Source organism: Microbacterium salsuginis, from assembly GCF_012524205.1.
Classification (GTDB): Bacteria; Actinomycetota; Actinomycetes; order Actinomycetales; family Microbacteriaceae; genus Microbacterium; species Microbacterium salsuginis.
Genome location: NZ_JABACI010000002.1, coordinates 291,313 through 312,149, shown reverse-complemented (window position 1 = coordinate 312,149; position 20,837 = coordinate 291,313). Strand labels below are relative to the sequence as shown.

Below are 20,837 nucleotides of genomic sequence, written 5' to 3'. Positions count from 1 at the left end.
GTCAGCTCTCGTTCAGCAGGACGACGCAGCGCTGTTGTGTGAGTGACGTTGTTTTGAGTGACTCAAAACAACGCGGTAGGCTGGGGGCATGACGAGCGGCTCCGCGATCGATGCGCACAGCGCCGACGCGGTGGAGCGGCTGCGCGGGGCGGGGCTGCGGGTCACCGAGCCCCGGCGGGCGGTCGTCGACGCGCTCCGCACGAGGCCCCACTCCAGCGCCGACGAGCTGTTCGAGGTCGTCGCGCGCACGGTTCCGGGCACCAGCCTGCAGTCGGTGTACAACGCGCTCGGCGACTTCGTCGACGCCGGGCTGGTGCGCCGCATCGAGCCGGCCGGGCGGCCCGGCCTGTTCGAACTGCGCGTCGACGACAACCATCACCACCTGGTGTGCTCCGAGTGCGGTGCCGTCGTCGACGTCGACTGCGTGGTGGGGGATGCCCCCTGCCTCACGCCGTCCGACGCGCACGGCTTCGTCGTGCACTCCGCCGAAGTGACGTTCTGGGGCGTGTGCGCCCCGTGCACGGCATCCGCGGCATCTCGCCGCGCCTCTTGATCTGCGACGACCCCCGACCACCTGTCAAGGAAGGACGACATGACTGACAGCAACCAGGCGATCCCCGAGATCGGCGAAGAGGCGAGCGGCGCCGACCAGGCGGTCACGCCGATCGACACGCCCGTCGACGAGCGCGCCGACGGCGAGACCCGGCCGCGGCCGAACGAAGCGGACGCGTGCCCGGTCATCCACGGCGGCCAGCCGCACCCGACCACGGGCAGCGCCAACCGCGTCTGGTGGCCGAACCAGCTGAACCTCAAGATCCTCGCGAAGAACCCCGCGGTCGCCAACCCGCTGGGCGAGGACTTCGACTACAAGGCCGCGTTCGAGTCGCTCGACCTCGCCGAGGTGAAGAAGGACATCGAATCCACCCTCACCACGTCGCAGCCCTGGTGGCCCGCCGACTTCGGTCACTACGGCCCGCTGATCATCCGCATGGCATGGCACAGCGCCGGCACCTACCGCATCACGGACGGTCGCGGCGGCGGCGGCGCCGGTCAGCAGCGCTTCGCACCGCTGAACAGCTGGCCCGACAACGTCAACCTCGACAAGGCGCGCCGCATCCTGTGGCCGGTCAAGAAGAAGTACGGCCAGAGCCTGTCGTGGGCCGACCTCATGATCCTCGCCGGCAACGTCGCACTCGAGTCGATGGGCTTCAAGACCCTCGGCTTCGGCGGTGGCCGCGCCGACGTGTGGGAGCCGGACGACGACGTGTACTGGGGCCCCGAGACCGAGTGGCTCGGCGACGAGCGCTACTCGGGCGACCGCGACCTCGAGAAGCCGCTGGCGGCGGTGCAGATGGGCCTCATCTACGTCAACCCGGAGGGCCCCAACGGCAACCCCGACCCGCTCGCCTCGGCGCGCGACATCCGCGAGACGTTCGGCCGCATGGCCATGAACGACGAGGAGACCGTCGCCCTCATCGCCGGTGGCCACACCTTCGGCAAGACCCACGGCGCCGCCCCCGACACGAACATCGAGGACAACCCCGAGGCGGCCGGTCTCGAACAGCAGGGTCTCGGATGGAAGAACAACCACGCCTCGGGCAAGGGCGACGACACCATCACGTCAGGCCTCGAGGTGACGTGGACCTATCACCCGACGCGCTGGGACAACGAGTTCCTGCACATCCTGTATGCGTACGAGTGGGAGCTCATGGAGAGCCCGGCCGGCGGCCACCAGTGGCGGCCGAAGCACGGCGCCGGCGCCGACATGGTGCCGTTCGCGCACGACTCGTCCAAGCGCCGTGAGCCGCGCATGCTGACGAGCGACATCGCGCTGCGCACCGATCCCGAGTACGCCAGGATCACGCGACGCTTCCTCGAGAACCCGGACGAGTTCGCCGACGCGTTCGCCCGCGCCTGGTTCAAGCTGACGCACCGTGACATGGGCCCCATCGAGCGCTACCTCGGCCCCGAGGTGCCGCAGGAGGAGCTCATCTGGCAGGACCGGGTCCCCGCGGTCGACCACGAGCTGATCGACGCGGACGACGCCGCCGCCCTCAAGGCGCAGATCCTCGGCGCCGGGCTCACGACGGCCCAGCTCGTCTCGACCACCTGGGCTGCGGCATCCACCTTCCGCGGCAGCGACAAGCGCGGCGGCGTCAACGGTGCCCGCATCCGTCTCGAGCCCCAGAAGGACTGGCAGGTCAACCGTCCGACCGAGCTGGCGACCGTGCTGTCGGCCCTCGAGGGCATCCAGGCGTCGTTCAACGAGGGTCGCACCGACAGCAAGAAGGTGTCGCTGGCCGACCTCATCGTGCTCGCGGGCAACGCCGCGGTCGAGCAGGCGGCCAAGGCCGCGGGCGTCGACGTCGAGGTGGTCTTCCACCCGGGCCGCACCGACGCCACGCAGGAGCAGACCGACGTCGAGTCGTTCCACTTCCTCGAGCCGGTCGCCGACGGCTTCCGCAACTACTACGGCGCGAAGGCGTATCTGCCGCAGGAGCACCACCTCATCGACAAGGCGAACCTGCTGACGCTCAGCGCGCCCGAGATGACGGTGCTCGTGGGCGGCCTGCGCGTGCTCGGTGCGAACTGGGACGGCGCGCAGTACGGCGTCTTCACCGACCGGCCGGGCGTGCTCACGAACGACTTCTTCGTGAACCTGCTCGATCTGGGCAAGACGTGGAAGCCCCTCGACCCGGGCTCGCAGGCGTTCGAGGCGACCGTCGACGGCAGCGGTGAGGTCTTCGGCCGCGGCACGCGCGTCGACCTGCTGTTCGGCTCGAACTCGGAGCTGCGCGCGCTGGCAGAGGTCTACGCGAGCGACGACGCGAACGAAAAGTTCGTGCGGGACTTCGTTCAGGCGTGGGGCAAGGTCACCGAGCTCGACCGCTTCGACCTGGTCTGACCCACCGCCCGGCCACAACGAGAGCGGCCCGCCCCGATCCGGGGCGGGCCGCTCTGCGGTGGACGGGGATCAGCGCGCGTCGGGCACGCGGGCCTCGGCACGGGCCGGCGGCACCGAGCCCTTCGGCTCGAACAGCGCACGGTGCAGGATGCCACCGAGGATGCCGCCGATGATCGGGAACACGATGAACACCCACACCTGCGACAGCGGTCCCACCCCGCCGTAGATCGCCGCTGCGATGGAACGGGCGGGGTTGACCGACGTGTTGTCGATCGGGATCGAGATGAGGTGGATGAGGGTCAGTGTCAGACCGATCGCCAGCGGGGCCAGCGCGGCGGTGCCGCGTGACGGGTGCGTCACGCCGAGGATGATGAGCACGAACACCGCGGTCAGCAGGATCTCGGCGACGATCGCGGCGCCCAGGCCGAATCCGCCGGGCGACAGCTCGCCGAAGCCGTTCGACGCGAATCCGCCGTCCTGCGCGGTCGCCAGCCAGTCACCGGGACCGAACAGGCCGATGAGCACGATGACCGTGGTGGCCAGCGCACCGCCGATCAGCTGGGCGATGATGTAGCCGACGCTGTCCTTCCAGGCGAAGCGACCGGATGCCGCAAGGCCCAGCGTGATCGCGGGGTTGAAGTGGCCGCCCGAGACAGGGCCCCACGCGTAGGCGCCCACCAGGACGGTGAGACCGAAGGCCAGTGCGACACCGACGAAGCCGACGCCGAGCGGATTCCCCTCGGACCCGGCAGGGAACGTGGCGGCGAACAACGCGGTGCCCACGCCCCCGAACACGAGCAGAAACGTACCCACGGCCTCGGCGACGAGCTTGGTGGCCGTGCTCGGCAGGGTGTTGGTATCCGACATGGCGGACTCCTTTCCTCGTCGCGAGAGTATCGGCATGTTCAGCCGATTCCCAGGAAACCCGTGCGGAGTGTCCGCGCATTACGCCGTCCGGGCGACAGGTTTCACCCGCTGTTCAGGTATTCGTCGCTCCTCGCGCGGCGCCCCTGGGCTTTCGAATCGCGCACTTTGCAGATTGGCGGGCGGCGAAGTTGCAAAGTGCGCGATTCGAAAGCCGACTGGCTAGCGCGGCAGAAGGCCAGGCGGTGAGCGACGGGCAGCGGGTCGGAGTCGAACCGACCTCGGGAGTGGGGCGAGAGGGGCAGCGGGGAGGGCAGAGAGGCGGATCAGAGTCGCCCGGCTGCCTTGAGTGCGAGGTAGCGGTCCGCGATCTTCGGGGGAAGGGCCTCGGGAGTGTCCGCGATCGCCTCGGCACCCGCCCGGCCGATGGCCGCGGCGACGATCGCGGCGTCGCGTGCCGAGCGCTCGACCGCGGCGGCGTGGTAGACGTCCGCCGCATCGGGTCGCTCGGGTGCCGGGGGCCGCTCATCTGTCACGGTGCCGACCAGCACATGGGCGCGCTGCGTGAGCGCGGGGAGCGACCCCAGGAAGCCGCGCGCGGCCTCGGCGGCATCCTGCGCGGTCATCAAGACGACGAGCGAGGGTCGTGAGGCCAGGGTGCTCAACTGTGCGAACGCGGCATCCCAGTCCGTGTCGATCAGCTGTGGTTCGACCGGCGCCATCGCGTCCACGAGGGCGGGGAGCAGGCCGGGGCCGTCGACGCGCGTCACGCGCGCACGCACGACCCGGTCGAACATGAGGAGGTGCACGTGGTCGCCCGCGCGCGCGGCGAGCGCCGCGAGCAGCAGCGCCGCCTCCATCGCGGCATCCATCCGCACGCCGTCACCGACCCGGGCCGCGGCGGTGCGACCGGTGTCGATCACGATCACCACGTGGCGGTCGCGCTCCGGGCGCCACGTGCGCAGCATCGTGGTGCCGGCGCGAGCCGTCGCACGCCAGTCGATCGAGCGCACGTCATCGCCGCGCACGTACTCGCGCAGACTGTCGAACTCGGTGCCCTGGCCGCGCACCTGCACGCTGGTGTTCCCGTCGAGCTCGCGCAGCCGGGCGAGGCGAGAGGGAAGGTGGCGTCGCGCCGTGAACGGCGGCAGCACGCGAATCGTTCCCGGGGTGTCGATGCGCGCCTGACGCCCCGCGAGACGCAGAGGTCCGTCCGACCGCACCACCACGAAGCGGCTGGCGAGCTCGCCACGGCGGCGGGGGAGGAGCGGGATGCCGAAGACCCGGCTCTCACCCGGCGGGATGACGATCGCGGGGTGATCGCCGGGCGCGCCGGCCGTCGGCTGCCACGCGTCGCGGAACCGTCCCCGGACCGTTCGCGTGCCGTCGTTGCGGAGAACGACCTCGGCGGCGACGGACTGGCCGAGCAGCACGCGGCGAGGCATGCGCCGCTGGACGGTCACGCGGCGCGGGTCGGGTGCCGCCGCGACGTCGGCCAGTGCCGCGGCGGCGCACACCAGCACCCAGACCGCCGCGCTGAGCCATGCGTCGACGCCCGCGACGGAGAGCAGCGCGACGGGCACGGCGCCGAGGGCGACGAGGAGCGGAAGGCGGCCGGTGACGTACATCGATTCAGATCGGAACGCGGGTCTGCTGCAGCACCGAGCCGAGCACGGCGTCCACCGAGACACCCTCGAGCTCGGCGTCGGGACGCAGCCGGATGCGATGGCGCCATGTGGGCACGAGCATCGTCTGCACGTGGTCGGGCGTGATGGCTGGGTATCCGCCGAGCCAAGCCCACGCCTTCGACGCCGCGAGCAGCGCCGTGGCGGCGCGCGGGCTGACGCCGAGCTGCACCGACGGGCTGCGCCGCGTGGCCTGTGCGAGGTCGACGACGTAGCCGAGCACATCGTCCGAGACGGTGACGGATGCCGCCGCCCGCTGCGCGGCACGGATCTCGTCCGCCGTCGCGGCCCGCGTGAGCCCCGCGGCGGCGAGGTCGCGCGGGTCGAAGCCGCTCGCGTGGCGGCGCAGCACCGCGAGCTCGGCATCTCGCGCGGGAACCTCGACGACGAGCTTGAGAAGGAACCGGTCCAGCTGCGCCTCGGGCAGCGTGTACGTGCCCTCGTGCTCGATCGGGTTCTGGGTCGCGGCGACGAGGAACGGATCGGGGAGGGGCCGCGTGACGCCATCGGTTGACACCTGACGCTCTTCCATCGCCTCCAGGAGCGCCGCCTGCGTCTTGGGGGGCGTGCGGTTGATCTCGTCGGCCAGGACGACGTTCGTGAACACCGGGCCCTCGCGGAACTCGAACTCGCCGGTCTTGGCGTCGTAGACGAGCGACCCCGAGACGTCGCCGGGCATCAGGTCGGGCGTGAACTGGACGCGCTTGGTGTCCAGCCCGAGTGCCGTGCTGAAGGCGCGCACGAGCAGCGTCTTGGCGACGCCGGGGACGCCCTCGAGCAGGACGTGGCCGCGCGCGAGCAGGGCGATCAGCAGCCCGGTCACGGTGCCGTCCTGGCCGATGACCGCCTTGCCGACCTCCACGCGCACGCGGTTCATCGCCTCGCGCAGCGCGGCGTCATCGGGCGCGACGGTCGTCGCGGGGGAGGTGTCGGTCATCTCGGATTCCTTTCCGGGCGGACGGCCGCGTGCACGGCGTCCTCGAGGTGTCGGAGGCGGGAGCTCAGCTCGACGAGGTCGGCGTCGCTGCGTGGGAGGTCGTCGATCAGGATGCCGCGCACCGCGCCCCGATCCAGCCCGGTGCGTCCTGCTGCGGCGTCGGCGATCTCGGGAGCGGACGTCCCCGGGCCGAGCCCGAGCAGGCGGGCGAGCCGCTCCAGGGCGCCGATCCGCAGCTGGTCCGCGGCGTGGACGGCATCACGCGAGCGGGCGTACAGGCGGGCGCGGCCCTCGGTCGTCTCCGAGACGCGCACCATCACCGGCAGTCGCTCGGCCACGAGCGGGCCGAAGCGCCGGCCGCGCCAGATCGCCGCCGCGACGCCGGCGATCAGGAGCAGCACCATCACCGGGCTCACCCACGGCGGCGTGAGCTCGCCGAGCGAGGGGTCGGTGTTCTGGAGGTCGGTGTCGCCCGGTCCCGGCACGTACCAGACGACGAGCGGATGCCGCCCCATGAGGTTGGCCGCCAGCGCTGCGTTCCCGTTCTGGGCGAGGCTCTCGTTCGAGAACAGCGTGCGACCGTCGACGGCCGCGACCCGGTCGTCGCCGCGCGCGCCGACGACGAGACCGTAGGCCCCGTCCACGGGATAGCACCCGGTCACCCCGTCCGCATCGTCGATCGCGAAGATCGAGCCGGGTTCGACCGCACCGGAGCGCTCGGCCTCCGGCAGGTCGCAAGCCGGCGCCGCCGTCCCGGACGGTGCGACGCCGGCAGGGCTCGTGCCGGGAAGGAAGAGGTCGAGGGTGCGCGCGCGGGGATCGATCAGCACGACGTCTCGCGCACCGGAGGCCAGGGCCTCGACGGCGTCGTCCGACAATGCGGGCGTGTCGGGAAGGATCAGCGTGGCGTCGTCGTCGGCGAGCGCTCGGGCCGCAGCATCCCGGTTCCTCACGATCTCGACTTCGACACCGTTGTCGCGCAGGATCTCGGCGATGGCCCGCGTGCCGGCCGGTCCTGCGGAGGCGGGGTCGAGCGCGCCGCGGGCCGCCCACTCGTTCGCGGCGGTGATCGCCGCGCCGGCGCCGCCGATCACCAGCAGCGCGACGCCGATCGCGATCCATGCCGCGACCCGCCGGCCGCGGCGAGGGGCGGCGGACGCGAGCTCGGCGGGCGCGGCGGTGGTCACGAGATCGCCTCCTGCGGTTCGCGCACCGCCGGCCGCGCGGCGGCCACCGCGTCGTCGACTTCTGCGACCAGCCGGTAGAGCTCTGCCGTGCCGGGACGACGCAGGTAGCGGACGTCGTCGAACGCCACCGCGGCCTGCTCGAGCCGGGCCGCGTGCTGCGGGAAGACGCCCGCCGCGGCGCGCGCGAACGCGTGCACAGTGGCTCCCGGTGGTGGATCGACCACGCCGCGCTCGAGGCAGCCGCGCGCCAGTGCGCGGAAGCGCAGGACGACAGCCGCCTCCCACTCACCGGCGCGCGCGTGGGTTGCCGCCGCTGCGCGCAGTTCGCTCGCCGACCGATGCTCGCTCTCGCCGAACAGCAGCGGCGCCGATCGCGCCGCGCGCCGGGTCGCGCGCGGCATTCCCCACACCAGGAAGGCCGCGACGATGACCCCGACCACGACGATGGCGGCGACCACGGCGAACGCCGACGCCCAGCCGCCCGAGACGTCGGGCGAGAGCAGCGACGCGATGAAGTCGCCGATCGCGCGGGCGATGCGATCGAAGGGCGTGGGCTCGGCGATGTCGTAGGCGGGGTCCGACAATTCGGTCTCGGCCCACTCGCGCCCTTCGTCGCCATCGGGCGTGAGCGGCGGGACGCCGTCGGCGCGATGCACGATTCCGCGCACGACGCCGCGCGCCAGGGAGGTCACGCCCACGGCGACTCTCGGTCGGTGCCGTCGGGGGCAGACCCGGGTGCGGCCCAGGTCGTGGGCGACGGCGGCTGTTCGGCAGGATCGGATGCCGCGGGCGCGGGAGCCTGTTCGGCAGGATCGGATGCTGCCGGCGCGGGAGCCTGCGGGGTCGGTGCCTGCGGTGCCTGCGGCTGGGGTGCGGCAGCCTGCGGAGCGGCGTACTGCACAGGCGGCTGCTGCGCGTGGGGCGGCTGGGCGGCGGGCGGCTGGGCGGCGGGCGGCTGGGCGGCGTACGGCGGCTGCGCCGGCTGGCCGGGGTATCCACCCTGCGCGGGGGTGGCGCTCTGGGCCGCGTACGCCGGCTGGCCGGAGTACGCCTGCGGACCAGGGAAGCCACCTGGCGCCGGGTATCCCTGCTGCGCCGGGTAGGCACCTTGGCCAGGGAACGGCTGGCCGGGATATGCACCGGGACCGGGGTACGCTCCGGCCGGCCATCCGCGGGGCGCCATGACACGGCCGACGTGCTCGCGGTACGGGTCGTCGAGAGGGCCGGCTCCGGCATCCCGCTTCTCCACGTACGCGAGCAGATCGAGATCGAGCCCCTCACGGCGCATGCGGCAGTCGATGTAGATGATGGCGGTCGCCGTCGACTGCACGACGATCGCGACCGACTGCAGCAGCAGCGTGAGCACCTGCGTGAGCAGACCCGTCGCGAGGATCGCGATGATGGCGCTGGGCTCGGGGTCTCCGGTCGGCGCGATCACGGTGGTCAGCCCCATCGAGAGGAACCCGAGCGGAATGCTGACGACCTGCGCGACCGCGCCGAAGATCACCGAGATCACCAGGATGATGCCGAGAGCGGGCCAGAACCGGCCACGCGTGAGCGCCCAGGACCGCTTCAGCGCCTGGACGATCGTGGCGTGCTCGACGATGATCGTGGCCGGCGCGAGCAGCAGCTTGATCATGAGCCACCACGTCAGCGGGATGGCCGCGAGGATCAGCAGGATCGTGAGGACGATCGCCGCCGGGGGCGCGACGATCGCGATGCCGATCATGCCGAGGACGACGAGCACGATGACGGCGATGACGGCCAGGATCACGAGCATCGAGTAGCCGATGAGCCGCCACACGATCGGCTTGATCTGGCGCCACAGCTGACCGAGCGTGAGCTTCTCGGCGACGGCGGCGTGCGTCACCTCGACCACCACGATGCCCTGCACGATGACGCTGAGCGCGCCGGCGGCCAGGCCCAGGACGATGCCGGTCACCGCGGTGATGGCGATCGAGCCGGCCAGCACGGTCTCGTACTCGTCGGTTCCGGGCTGCAGGGTGTCCAGCCGCGAGAACGACGCGAACGACACGCCCAGGACGGCCGCGAGGACGACGAGATAGGCCAGGGTCTGCACGATCAGTGCGAACCCGAGCAGCACTCGGGGATTCTGGCGGAGCGCCGCGAACGAGCGGCCGAGGATCGTGCCGAATGTCAGCGGGTGGAGCGGGATGATGCCGGGGCGGGATGCCGGCGTCCAGGCCGGGTACGCGGTCACGGTCTTCCCCTCTCCGTCGGGCCCGCGTGCGTCCGCGAAGCGGAGCGCCGGGCGGGCCGGACCCCTATCGTTTCACATCGGACGAATGCCCCGCCCCGGCCGTTCGGCGCGGTCACGGCCTGTGCTCGGCCTGCGCTCAGGCGCCGTCGACTACTCTGTGGGGAGCGCATGGGGACGGCGCGTGCCGTGGCCCCGTGCCAGGACGTAAAGGAACGAACGCGCGCGATGACATCACGCATTCTGGTGGTCGACGACGACACCGCCCTCGCCGAGATGATCGGCATCGTGCTGCGCACCGAGGGATTCGAGCCCGTGTTCTGCTCGGACGGCACGCAGGCCGTCGACGCGTGGCGCGACGAGAAGCCCGATCTGATCCTCCTCGACCTCATGCTGCCGGGCATGGACGGCATCGAGATCTGCACGCGGATCCGCGCCGAGTCCGGCATTCCGATCATCATGCTCACCGCCCGAACCGACACCGCCGACGTGGTGAAGGGGCTGGAGTCCGGTGCCGACGACTACATCGTCAAGCCGTTCAACCCGAAGGAACTGGTCGCGCGCATCCGGACGCGGCTGCGGCCGTCGACGCCGCAGGGCAACGACACGCTGCGCATCGGCGACCTCACCGTGGACGTCGCCGCCCATGAGGTGCGCCGAGACGATTCCCCGATCGCGCTGACCCCGCTCGAGTTCGAGCTGCTCGTGGCCCTCGCCTCCAAGCCGCAGCAGGTGTTCTCGCGCGAGATGCTGCTCGAGCAGGTGTGGGGCTACCACTACAAGGCCGACACCCGCCTGGTGAACGTGCACGTGCAGCGGCTCCGGGCCAAGGTCGAGCAGGACCCGGACAACCCCCGGATCGTGACGACGGTGCGCGGCGTCGGGTACCGCGCCGGCGCCGTGGTGTGAGGATCCCGTGACAGCCCCGATCACGGGGGTCACGGCGACCCGGACGCCGCTCAAGGGCTGGCGCCTGTGGCGCGCATGGCCGGGCAACATCGCCACGCTGTGGCGGCGGTCGCTGCGCTTCCGCACGCTTCTCGTGACTCTCGGACTGACGGCGCTCGCCGTCGCCGTCGCGTGCGTGTGGATGGCGCTGGCGATCCAGAACGACCTGTTCGGATCACGGCGGCAGCAGGTTCTGGTCGATGCGGCCCAGGCGCGGTCCTCCGCACAGGAGAGGCTGAACGCTGCCGTTCAGACCGACGGCGTGCAGCTGCAGAACGTCATGACTCTCGCGTACTCGACCCTCAACAACGAGTCATCCAGCAGCCTCCTCGCGGCGCTGCGCATCGGCCCGCCCGTCCCCAACGCGCCGCAGGATTTCACCAGTTACGAGCCGATCGACGAAGTCGTGAGCGACGCCCTGCGTCAGGCCGTGCGAGACAACCCGGACCGGCAGATCTGGCAGTCCGTGGCGCTTCCCACGGCGGACGGCGGGACGACACCCGGGATCATGGTCGGCCAGCAGCTGTCGGTGCCCGGCGTCGCGGAGTACGAGCTGTACCTCGGCTACGACCTCGCCAACGCGCCGCAGACGCTCGGTTTCGTGCAAGGGACGCTGTGGGTGGTCGGAATCGGGCTCGTGCTGCTGATCGGCGGCGTCGCCTGGTTCGTCCTGCGCTCGCTGACGCTGCCGATCAGTGAGGCGGCGGACACCAGCGCACAGCTCGCCGCCGGCGAGCTCGGCGTGCGTCTTCCCGTGCGCGGCGAGGACGAGCTCGCGACGCTCGGCCGCTCGTTCAACGCCATGGCCGACAGCATCGAGTCTCAGATCAAGGAACTCGCCGAGCTGTCGCTCGTGCAGCAGCGATTCGTCTCGGATGTGTCCCATGAGCTGCGCACGCCCCTGACCACGATCCGCCTGGCGGCCGACATGATCAACGACCAGCGCGACGAGTTCGACCCCGCCACGGCGCGTGCGGCCGAGCTGCTGAACAACCAGGTGCAGCGGTTCGAGCTGCTGCTCACCGACTTGCTCGAGATCAGCCGCTACGACGCGGGATCCGTGCAGCTCGACCTCGAGCCGACGAGCCTCGCCCACCTGGCCGAGGACGTCATCGGGTCGATGCAGCAGCTCGCCGAGCAGCACGGCAGCGACGTGCGCCTGGTGGCACCGGGCGGCTATTCGCCGGTCGACATGGACCCGCGCCGCGTTCGGCGGGTCGTGCGCAATCTGCTCGGCAACGCGATCGAGCACGGCGAGGGGCGCCCCATCGTCGTGACCGTCGACAGCAATCAGCAGGCGGTCGCGATCGGCGTGCGCGACTACGGCCTCGGCATGAAGCCCGAAGACGTGGAGCGCGTCTTCGATCGCTTCTGGCGTGCCGACCCGTCCCGCACGCGCACGATCGGCGGGACCGGGCTCGGGCTGTCGATCGCCCTCGGTGACGCCAAGCTCCACGGCGGCGAGCTCGCCGTCTGGTCCGAGCCTGGACGGGGCACTCACTTCGTGCTCACGCTGCCCCGGCGCGGGGCGTCCGTGGCCGGAGCATCGCCGATCCCCGTGGACCCCGGTGACGACTCGATCGCGGCCGTGGAGGAACTGGGGCTGACCCAGCCGATCGAGCTGCCCCACGGAGGTGCGTCGTGACCCCCGTGACAGCCCGACGCCGCGGCCTGGCGCTGCTCCTCGCGGCGTGCGCCGTGGCACTCACCGCCTGCGCCGGCTTTCCCACGAGCGGCCCCATCCAACCCGGAGTGGACCCCGACGACTTCGCGGACGAGTCGCAGAACGTCGCGTTCCTTCCCAACCGGCCGCAGCCGGGCGCAACCCCCGCGCAGATCGTCGAGGGATTCATCGAGGCCGGCACCGGCCCCGGCGTCGGAGGCGACTGGGCGCGCGCCAAGGAGTTCCTCGCGCCGGAACTGCAGGAGACCTGGCAGCCCGAGGTCGGCGTGACGGTGGATGTCTTCACCGAGCGCACGTACACCGAGGACGAGGACGGCGGGGTCACCTTCGGTCTCGATGCGGTCGCCACGGTCGACGATCGCGGCGAGTACGAGCGGGCCGAAGTCCCCGAGCGGACCTTGCCGTTCAGCCTCGCCAAGCAGCCCGACGGCGAATGGCGCATCACCGCGGCACCCGACGGCGTCGTGCTCGACCGTGAGCGGTTCCCGCGGGTGTTCCAGCGCTTCTCGGTCATGTACTTCGACCCGACGGGGGAGTACCTCGTTCCCGACGTGCGGTGGTTCCCCACCACCAATGCGCCTGCCCGCATCACGGCCGCATTGGTCGACCAGCTGCCGAGCGAGTGGCTGGCCGCATCCGTCACCTCCGCGTTCCCCGAGGACGTCACGGCTGTACCGGCGGTCCCCGTCGAGGACGGCGTGGCGCAGGTCGAGCTGTCGGAGCAGGCGCTCGGCGCCGACCAGCGTCAGCTCAACCGGATGCTCACCCAGCTCGAGGCGAGCCTCGCACCCGCGGGCGTGCTCGACGTCGTGATGAGCGTCGGGTCGACCCCGATCCCGGCCGAGGCCGTCGTGACGCACTCGACGCGCGTGCCCGGTGCGCCGCTCGTGCTCACCGAAGCCGGCTTCGGCTTCCTCACCGGCGGTGAGGTCGACCCGATCCCCGGGCTGTCCGAGGCCGTCGCGGCAGCGACGCCGGTGTCCGTGCAGGTGGCACCGAACCGCGACTTCGCGGCGGCCCGGCTGCAGACCGGCACGGTCGCCCGCCTCAGCGCCGAGGGTGCGGACTTCGTGGAGGTCGATCCGCGCGCGGGTCTCATCGACCCCACGATCGACCCCTTCGACATCGTATGGAGCGTGCCGCGCGAGCAGCCGGCGGCGCTGCGTGCCTATCTGCCGTCGGGCGATGCCGTCGACGTCGCCGATGCGTGGCCCGACGCGACCGCCATCAGCGCGATGTCGCTCTCCCGGGACGGCACGCGCATCGCGGCGACCGTGACGGCCGGCGGACGAACAGCGCTGTGGGTCGCGGGAGTCGTCCGCGAGGACGGCATCCCCGTGCGCCTCGGTGCCCCGGTCGCGCTCGCGATCGTGGGCGGCCCCGCGCTCGGCGTGACGTGGCTCGACGACCAGACCATCGGCGTGCTGGCCACGGGCGAAGAGGCCTCGATCGTGCTGGAGCAGGTGGTCGGCGGCCCCACGACAACCACGAACGCGCCCGCCGGGATGACGTCGATCGCCGGCGGCAGCGGAGTCTCGAGCCTGCGTCTGCGTGCGGCCGACGGCACGCTGTACGGGCGGCGCGGCACCACGTGGCAGCCCACCGCGACCGGCGTCGTGGTGCTCGCCACGCAGCAGGGCGCCCCGCAGTAGGCTCCGGGCCGCTTCCTCCCCAGCGGCGGCGGTGCCGCGATTGTCCACCGAACCGGCATCGCGGGTCGCGTGAGGCGCGACGCCAGGCCAAGGTGGCGGCATGATCGCCGACCTGTCCGACGCGTTCCGCCAGGCGTGCGCCGAGGCGCTCGCCCTGCTCCTGCCCGTCGCGTGCGCGGGCTGTGACGAATCCGACGTCGTCCTGTGCGAGCGATGTGTCCTCGCACTCTCGCCCGAGCCGCGTCGCCGCCTCATCGGCGCGGGCGAGACGTCCTTCCCGGTGTGGAGCGGGCTGCGGTTCGAGGCGGTGCCGGCGCGCGTCATCCGGGCGCTCAAAGAAGACGGACGCACCGGACTGGCGCGCGCACTGGCACCCGCTCTCCGCGCCGCGCTCGAGGCGGCCGGCGGTGTCAGCGGAGTGACGGTGGTCGTCATGCCGACGTCGTGGGCGTCGTTCCGTCGACGCGGCTACCGCGTGCCCGACCTGATCGCGCGACGGGCAGGCGTGAGGGTTCATCCACTGCTGCGGCAGACCCGTCGGGTGCACGATCAGCGTCGACTCGACCGTGACGGACGGCGACGCAACGTCGAGGGAAGCATGCGGGCGACGGATGCCGCGGGCCGCCGTGTCATCGTCGTCGACGACGTCGTGACGACCGGCGCGAGCGTCGCCGAAGCCGTCCGCGCACTGCGGGATGCGGGCGCCGAGGTCGTCGCCGCGGTCACCGTCGCCGCGACGCCGCGGCGCGCAGCACGGACGGATGAACCGCAACCAGCCGCATTCCAAACTCACAGGTGACAGAGTCCGAACGCGAGGCTACGGTGGGGCACACAAGGCGACTGATGGTCCGCCGTCCGCTTTCTCCCGATTGGGCCCGGTGGACCGGAACTAGGAGGTCAGGGATGGAAACCAGCATCGTCGGCGTGGGAGTGGGGATCACGGATCGCTTCCGCACTGTTGTCGAAGAGAAGGCCACCCGCATCGAGCACCTCGCGCCTCGCGCGCAACGTGTGGACGTCAAAGTCACACATCGCGCGTATCACAACGGGCGCATGGAGGACGAGACGGTCGAGCTGACTGTCAACGGCCGCGGGCCGGTCGTCCGCGCGGAGGCGACGGACGGCGACAAGTTCACGGCCCTCGATCTCGCCGTCGACAAGCTGTGCGAACAGCTGCGTCGCGCGAAGGACAAGCGCGTCGACGCGCGCAACCACCCCCGAGGAGCGAAGTACGAGAAGGAGCGCGGCACGATCCAGGGCATCGACCTGCAGCCGGCTTCGGTCGAGATGCTCCATGCCGTTGCGACGGGCGAGATCCCGATCGTGAGCGGCAACGAAGCCGAGGAGGGCTACACGCCCGTCGTCATCCGGACCAAGGAGTTCGAGCCGGAATGGATGTCGGTCGAGGAGGCCGTCGACCGCATGGAGCTGGTCGGGCACGACTTCTTCCTGTTCATCGACGCGGCCACCGATCACCCGAGCGTCGTGTACCGGCGCAAGGGATGGGACTACGGCGTGATCTCGCTGGCGACGCAGGCCCAGCCCCAGGAGCTCGCCTCCTGAACAGGCACTGACACACGTCGGGGGCGGGCGGGGGCGGCCCCCCCCGCCGGGGGGGGGGGCGGCCGGGGGTGGGACCCCGGCGCACGCCCCCTCACCCGGCCCGGCCCCCCGGCGGGCGCGGCCGGTTCCGGCCGCGCCCGACGTGTGTTCGGCCGGCGTGAGGTCTCACGCCGGCCGCGTAGCATCGGGGAGGCCGCCGCGCCGGGTCGCGGCATCCGCCCCGCTGCTCTCTCGGAAGGACCGCACGTGATCATCCGCAATGCCCGCCCCTGGGGCGCCGACGCCGCCGACATCGTCGTGGAAGGCGACCGCATCACGGGTCTCCGGCCGCACGACGAGTCCGCCCCGCCGTCGGCGGGCGACGTCGACGGGCGCGGGCGACTGCTGCTGCCGGCCTTCAGCGATGTGCACGTGCACCTGGACTCGTCGCGGATCGGCCTGCCGTTCCGCCCTCACAGTGCCATCGGTAAGGACGGTGGTGCGCCGGGCGTGTGGGGCATGATGCTCAACGATCGCGACAACTGGCGGAACACCGACGTGCCGCATGCCGAGATCGTGGCGGGCACCCTCGAGCGGATGATCGCGAACGGCACCACCCGGGTGCGCACCTACGCGCAGGTCGACGTGGACTGCCGGCTCGAGAAGTACGAGTCCGTCGTGGCCGCCAAGGAGCGCTTCGCGAACGAGGCCGACGTGCAGGTCATGATCTTTCCGCAGGCCGGCATCCTGCGCGAGCCGGGCACCGTCGACGTGCTCGAGGCCGCGCTGCGTGAGGGGGCCGACGTCATGGGCGGCATCGACCCCTGCCAGCTCGATCGCGACCCCGCGAAGCACCTCGACATCGTGTTCGGCCTCGCCGAGAAGTATCAGGTCGAGGTCGACATCCACCTGCACGAACCCGGCGAGCTCGGCGTGTTCAGCACCGACCTCGTCCTCGAGCGCACGCGAGTGCTGGGCATGCAGGGCCGGGTCACGATCTCGCACGGATACGGGCTGGGCTCGGTCTCGGAGGCCGTGACCCGACGGCTCATCGACGAGTTCGCCGAGCTCGACATCGCCATGGCGACGATCGCTCCCTCGACGAGCGGACATCTGCCGCTCGTCGCTCTCGCCGAGGCCGGCGTCCGCGTGGGCCTCGGCGAGGACGGTCAGCGCGATTACTGGAGCCCCTATGGCAACTGCGACATGCTCGACCGCACGTGGCAGCTGGCCTTCGTCAACGGCTTCCGCCGCGACGACCACATCGAGCTCGCGCTCTCCGTGGCCACCGTGGGCGGCGCCTCGATCATGAGCCACTCCTCACCGCGGGTCGCGGGCGTGGGCGACCGGCCGGGCGTCGAGGTCGGTGACCGCGCCGATCTGCTCCTGGTCGACGGCGAGACCCCGACGAGTGCCGTCATGGATCGGGGCAGCGACCGCACGGTCATCCATGACGGCCGTGTGGTGGCCGAGGGGCTGCGGGTCGTGGGCAGCTGACCGGGCACCGACCCGGGGGCCACCCGACAAGAACGAGCCGAGACGACGGATGCCGCGGACCTGCAGGTCCGCGGCATCGGTCGTTCTGCGGGTCAGTCCATGAAGCCGTCGAGCAGGCTGCCGATCACGAGGCCGCCCAGGATGCCGCCCATGAGGTCGCCCCCGCCGCCGCGGCGGCCGCCACCCCAGCCGGCCTGCTGCCCGTACCCGGGTCCGCCCCACTGGTCCGGCTGCGGCCGGGCCGCATCGATGTCGCGCTGCGCCAGCTGCAGGGCCTCGCTCGCCAGGAAGGCGGAGCGGCGGGCCATCGCGAACGCCTGCTCGCGGTGATCCTCGTCGATGTTCGTCGCCGCGGCGGCCGACGTTCCGAGGTACCGGTCCAGGTCGGCGCGGACCCGCTCCGACTCGGCGAGGCGCGTGCGCGCGTCGGCGCCGATCCAGCCACGATGCCCGGCGATCACGTCGCGGGCCACGGCCAGCTGCCGGTCGGCGTCATCGATCGCGTGGCGCACATGCTCCAGCGGCGGGATGGGTCGCGCGGCGCGCTCGCGTGCGGCGGCGATCGCGGCATCCAGCCCGGCATTCGCCTCGCGCAGACGGGTGAGCTGCTCGAACGGGTCGGTGTTGACGCCCGCGGCGGGCAGCGCCGCCAGCGCTGCCTGCAGCTCGCCGATCGCCGTGCTGACGGCCGGGGTCTGCGGCTCGCGCAGAGCGACCACGAGGTCGTCGCGCGAGTCCTCGACGATCGCGGCCAGCGTGGACTCGGCGCGGAGCGCCTCGACCTCGAACGTCTCGACGGCATCCAGCAGCGTCTCGGCCCGGCGCACCGACTCGGTCGCCGCCTCGAGCGCCATGTTCGCCTGCTCGCGCTGCCCGGCCTCGCGGCGACGCTCGGCGACGCCGGCGCTGTGCTCGGCGAAGCCCAGCAGCTGCTCGGCCTCGGACGGGTTCTGCACGACCTGCGACAGCGCGTGCGCCGAGTAGCGCGCGCTCAGGCGCTCGACGGTGGAACGGGCATCGGGCACCCGCAGACGCAGACGCCCGGCATCCGCCCGTACTCTCGCGATGATCTCGGGCGCCCGGCGCGCGCGTTCGATCGGCTCCGCCAGCGCGGTCGTGCGGTCGTCGAGCAGCTGCTCGGCCCACTCGCACAACTGCGCGATGCGCGCATTGCGCGTACGCAGCTCTTCGGGCGTGTCGGGGATCTCGTCGTGATTCAGCTGGTGCAGGTGGAAGGCCTCCTGCAGATGCGTGCGCACCGCCTCGAGCGCCTCGCGCAGGTCCTTCGTCGCGTTCGGGCCGAGTTCGGCCTCGGCGAACGCGAGCTCGTCGGTGGTGAGCCGGATGCGCTCGTCGGCCGCGACGAGCGACTTCTGCGCCTGACGCGCGAGGTCCGCGTCCTGTGCGGTCAGCTCTTCCTGCTCACGTTTGCGCTTGCCCCAGAATCCGGCCATGGATCGATCCTACGGGCGCGGCTGGGAGCGAGCTGTCGGCTGTGCGTTCCGGTGCCCGACGTTCGCGCACAGCGTGCTGCCGTGGTCGCCGGCGCGGGTTCGTCTCGACGCCTGCTGGCCGCGCCCGGGCGCAGAATCGGATCCGCAGGAGCGGATCGCGTCCGTGACACGCCGCCGGCCCCCCAGCCGTTATCGGCGTGTGAGCCTGGCGATCCGCAGGTGCGGATCCGATTCTGTGTGCGCGGCCCGCGGACCGCTCCCGAGCGTTGGTGCGTGCGGGGTCGTATCGACGCCGGTGCCGGCGACGGATGCCTCAGCCGTCGTTGCGCTTGTGCCGCGGCTTGCGGGAGTCGCGGTCGCCGAAGCTGCGGTCCTCGCGCGGCGGCCGGCCACCAGCATCCGTTCGCCGCTGCGGACGCCCGGTGTCGGGACGGATGTCGATCAGCCGACCCGAGATCCGCGTGTCGGACAGACGCGCCATGGTGTCGCTCGAGAGGTTCGCCGGCAGTTCCACCAGCGAGAACTCGGGCTTGATGTCGATCGCACCGAAGTCGTCGCGGCGCAGACCGCCCTCGTTCGCCAGAGCACCGACGATCTGGCGCGGCTCGACGCGGTGGCGGCGGCCGACCGCGATGCGGTACATCGCGAAGCCTTCGCGCGCCTGTCGGTCGCGTCGCTCGCCGCGCGGTGCGCCGGGTCCGCGGTCGTCGCGGCCGGGGCGATCGTCGCGGTCGCGAACCGGTCGCTCGCGGCGCTGCGGCTCGGGGTCGGGCTCGAGGAGGAGCGGCGTCTCGCCCTGCGCGACGATCGCGAGAGCGGCGGCGACGTCGACCTCGGGCACGTCGTGGTTGCGGACGTAGTGGGCCACGATGTCGCGGAACACCTCGATCTGCCCCGACTCGCCCAGCGCAGTCGTGATGCGGTCGTCGAACCGCGCGAGACGGGTCTCGTTGACCTCGTCGACGCTCGGCAGCTGCATCTGCGTCAGTTCCTGGCGAGTGGCGCGCTCGATCGCGTTGACGAGGCCGCGCTCGCGGGGAGTCACGAAGCTGATCGCGTCGCCCGAGCGACCGGCGCGGCCGGTGCGCCCGATGCGATGCACGTACGACTCGGTGTCGGTCGGGATGTCGAAGTTCACCACGTGCGAGATGCGCTCGACGTCCAAGCCACGGGCCGCGACATCCGTCGCCACGAGGATGTCGAGCTTGCCGGACTTCAACTGGTTGACCGTCTTCTCGCGCTGCGGCTGGGCGATGTCGCCGTTGATCGCGGCGGCCGAGTAGCCGCGGGCGCGGAGCTTCTCGGCGATCTCTTCAGTGACGATCTTGGTGCGGCCGAACACGATCATGCCGTCGAAGTTCTCGACCTCGAGGATGCGCGTGAGTGCGTCCATCTTCTGCTGCCACTGCACGATGAGGTAGCGCTGCGTGATCGTCGCCGATGTCGTCGTCTTGGTCTTGACGGTGATCTCTGCCGGATCGTTGAGGTACTGCTGCGACATCCGGCGGATCGTCGCGGGCATGGTCGCCGAGAACAGCGCGACCTGCTTGGTGCTGGGCGTGTCGGCGAGGATCGTCTCGACGTCCTCGGCGAAGCCCATCTTGAGCATCTCGTCGGCCTCATCGAGGACGAGGTACTTCAGCTCCGAGAGGTCGAGCGTGCGCTTCTCGAGGTGGTCGATGATGCGGCCCGGCGTTCCCACGACGATGTGCACGCCGCGGCGGAGCGCCGAGAGCTGCACGCCGTAGCCCTGCCCGCCGTAGACGGGGAGGACATGCACGCCTTTCAGATGCCCGGCATACTTCTCGAACGCCTCGCACACCTGCAGTGCGAGCTCGCGCGTAGGGGCCAAGATGAGCGCCTGCGGGGTCTTCTGCGACAGGTCGAGGCGGTCGATGATCGGCAGCGCGAACGCCGCGGTCTTGCCGGTGCCGGTCTGCGCGAGGCCGACGACATCGCGGCCGGCCAGCAGCGGCGGAATGGTCGCCGCCTGAATCGCCGAGGGGGTTTCGTACCCGATCTCGCGCAGCGCCTTGAGGACCGGTTCGCCGAGGGCCAGATCTGAGAATGTCATCGCCGCGGGCTCGACAGGAGCCTCTGCGTCGATGGAAGTATCCGTGGAAGTCACGCTTAAGGGTAGTGCGTACCGCCTGTGAGGCGACAGGATGCCTCGAGCCCCGGCATCCCGTCGGTTTCACGCGCTTGCCGAGGACAGGTGTTCTGGCGCACACAGGCTGTTCCCCTGCAGGCAGCCTGTGTACCGC

General features: G+C 71.5%; 16 protein-coding genes. 8 read left to right on the top strand and 8 right to left on the bottom strand.

The window, feature by feature from the left end; translation table 11 throughout:
- Window positions 1-88 precede the first annotated feature (88 nt).
- Both HF576_RS08545 and katG read left to right on the top strand, forming a co-directional pair.
- Window positions 89-553: a Fur family transcriptional regulator gene (locus tag HF576_RS08545; RefSeq protein ID WP_168912379.1), complete on the top strand. Its 465-nt coding sequence runs from the start codon at window positions 89-91 to the stop codon at window positions 551-553.
- 39 nt (window positions 554-592) lie between these two features.
- Entirely contained in the window at window positions 593-2,905 is a 2,313-nt protein-coding gene (gene katG / locus HF576_RS08540) for a catalase/peroxidase HPI (RefSeq protein ID WP_168912378.1), read from the top strand.
- A gap of 69 nt (window positions 2,906-2,974) precedes the next feature.
- Here katG and aqpZ read toward each other — a convergent pair whose 3' ends face one another.
- From aqpZ to HF576_RS08510, 6 genes are all read right to left on the bottom strand, one after another.
- Window positions 2,975-3,772, bottom strand: coding sequence for an aquaporin Z (aqpZ, locus tag HF576_RS08535; RefSeq protein ID WP_168912377.1), 798 nt, complete (start codon window positions 3,770-3,772; stop codon window positions 2,975-2,977).
- 323 nt (window positions 3,773-4,095) lie between these two features.
- Complete coding sequence (locus tag HF576_RS08530; protein WP_168912376.1) at window positions 4,096-5,397, bottom strand: DUF58 domain-containing protein; 1,302 nt, start codon at window positions 5,395-5,397, stop codon at window positions 4,096-4,098.
- Between the two features lie 4 nt (window positions 5,398-5,401).
- Window positions 5,402-6,391, bottom strand: a complete 990-nt coding sequence (locus tag HF576_RS08525) for an AAA family ATPase (RefSeq protein WP_168912375.1) — start codon at window positions 6,389-6,391, stop codon at window positions 5,402-5,404.
- Window positions 6,388-7,578 (bottom strand): DUF4350 domain-containing protein, encoded by a 1,191-nt coding sequence (locus HF576_RS08520; RefSeq protein WP_168912374.1) that lies wholly within the window; start codon window positions 7,576-7,578, stop codon window positions 6,388-6,390. Before HF576_RS08520 ends, HF576_RS08525 begins: the two co-directional genes overlap by 4 nt.
- Window positions 7,575-8,276: a DUF4129 domain-containing protein gene (locus HF576_RS20735; protein WP_168912373.1), complete on the bottom strand. Its 702-nt coding sequence runs from the start codon at window positions 8,274-8,276 to the stop codon at window positions 7,575-7,577. The genes HF576_RS08520 and HF576_RS20735 overlap by 4 nt, the downstream gene beginning before the upstream one ends.
- Window positions 8,267-9,799 carry a DUF7847 domain-containing protein gene (locus tag HF576_RS08510; RefSeq protein WP_168912372.1) on the bottom strand — a complete coding sequence of 511 codons (1,533 nt, stop codon included), beginning with the start codon at window positions 9,797-9,799 and terminating at the stop codon, window positions 8,267-8,269. The genes HF576_RS20735 and HF576_RS08510 overlap by 10 nt, the downstream gene beginning before the upstream one ends.
- Window positions 9,800-10,024: 225 nt before the next feature.
- On the opposite strand from HF576_RS08510, the gene mtrA reads away from it, so the two are divergent.
- From mtrA to HF576_RS08480, 6 genes are all read left to right on the top strand, one after another.
- Window positions 10,025-10,705: an MtrAB system response regulator MtrA gene (mtrA, locus tag HF576_RS08505; RefSeq protein WP_168912371.1), complete on the top strand. Its 681-nt coding sequence runs from the start codon at window positions 10,025-10,027 to the stop codon at window positions 10,703-10,705.
- A gap of 7 nt (window positions 10,706-10,712) precedes the next feature.
- Window positions 10,713-12,389 (top strand): MtrAB system histidine kinase MtrB, encoded by a 1,677-nt coding sequence (mtrB, locus tag HF576_RS08500; protein ID WP_343234217.1) that lies wholly within the window; start codon window positions 10,713-10,715, stop codon window positions 12,387-12,389.
- A complete protein-coding gene (locus tag HF576_RS08495; RefSeq protein WP_168912370.1) occupies window positions 12,386-14,080 on the top strand; it encodes an LpqB family beta-propeller domain-containing protein in 1,695 nt (564 codons plus the stop codon). Before mtrB ends, HF576_RS08495 begins: the two co-directional genes overlap by 4 nt.
- Window positions 14,081-14,180: 100 nt before the next feature.
- Window positions 14,181-14,879 (top strand): phosphoribosyltransferase family protein, encoded by a 699-nt coding sequence (locus tag HF576_RS08490; protein WP_168912369.1) that lies wholly within the window; start codon window positions 14,181-14,183, stop codon window positions 14,877-14,879.
- Window positions 14,880-14,983: 104 nt separating this feature from the next.
- Entirely contained in the window at window positions 14,984-15,643 is a 660-nt protein-coding gene (gene hpf, locus HF576_RS08485) for a ribosome hibernation-promoting factor, HPF/YfiA family (RefSeq protein ID WP_168912368.1), read from the top strand.
- 246 nt (window positions 15,644-15,889) lie between these two features.
- The gene (locus HF576_RS08480) at window positions 15,890-17,119 is read left to right on the top strand and encodes an amidohydrolase family protein (protein ID WP_168912367.1); all 1,230 of its coding nucleotides are present in this window, start codon (window positions 15,890-15,892) and stop codon (window positions 17,117-17,119) included.
- A 92-nt stretch (window positions 17,120-17,211) separates the two neighbouring features.
- Here HF576_RS08480 and HF576_RS08475 read toward each other — a convergent pair whose 3' ends face one another.
- Window positions 17,212-18,573, bottom strand: a complete 1,362-nt coding sequence (locus HF576_RS08475) for a coiled-coil domain-containing protein (RefSeq protein ID WP_168912366.1) — start codon at window positions 18,571-18,573, stop codon at window positions 17,212-17,214.
- 313 nt (window positions 18,574-18,886) lie between these two features.
- Window positions 18,887-20,647, bottom strand: coding sequence for a DEAD/DEAH box helicase (locus HF576_RS08470; protein WP_168912761.1), 1,761 nt, complete (start codon window positions 20,645-20,647; stop codon window positions 18,887-18,889).
- Window positions 20,648-20,837: the final 190 nt, after the last annotated feature.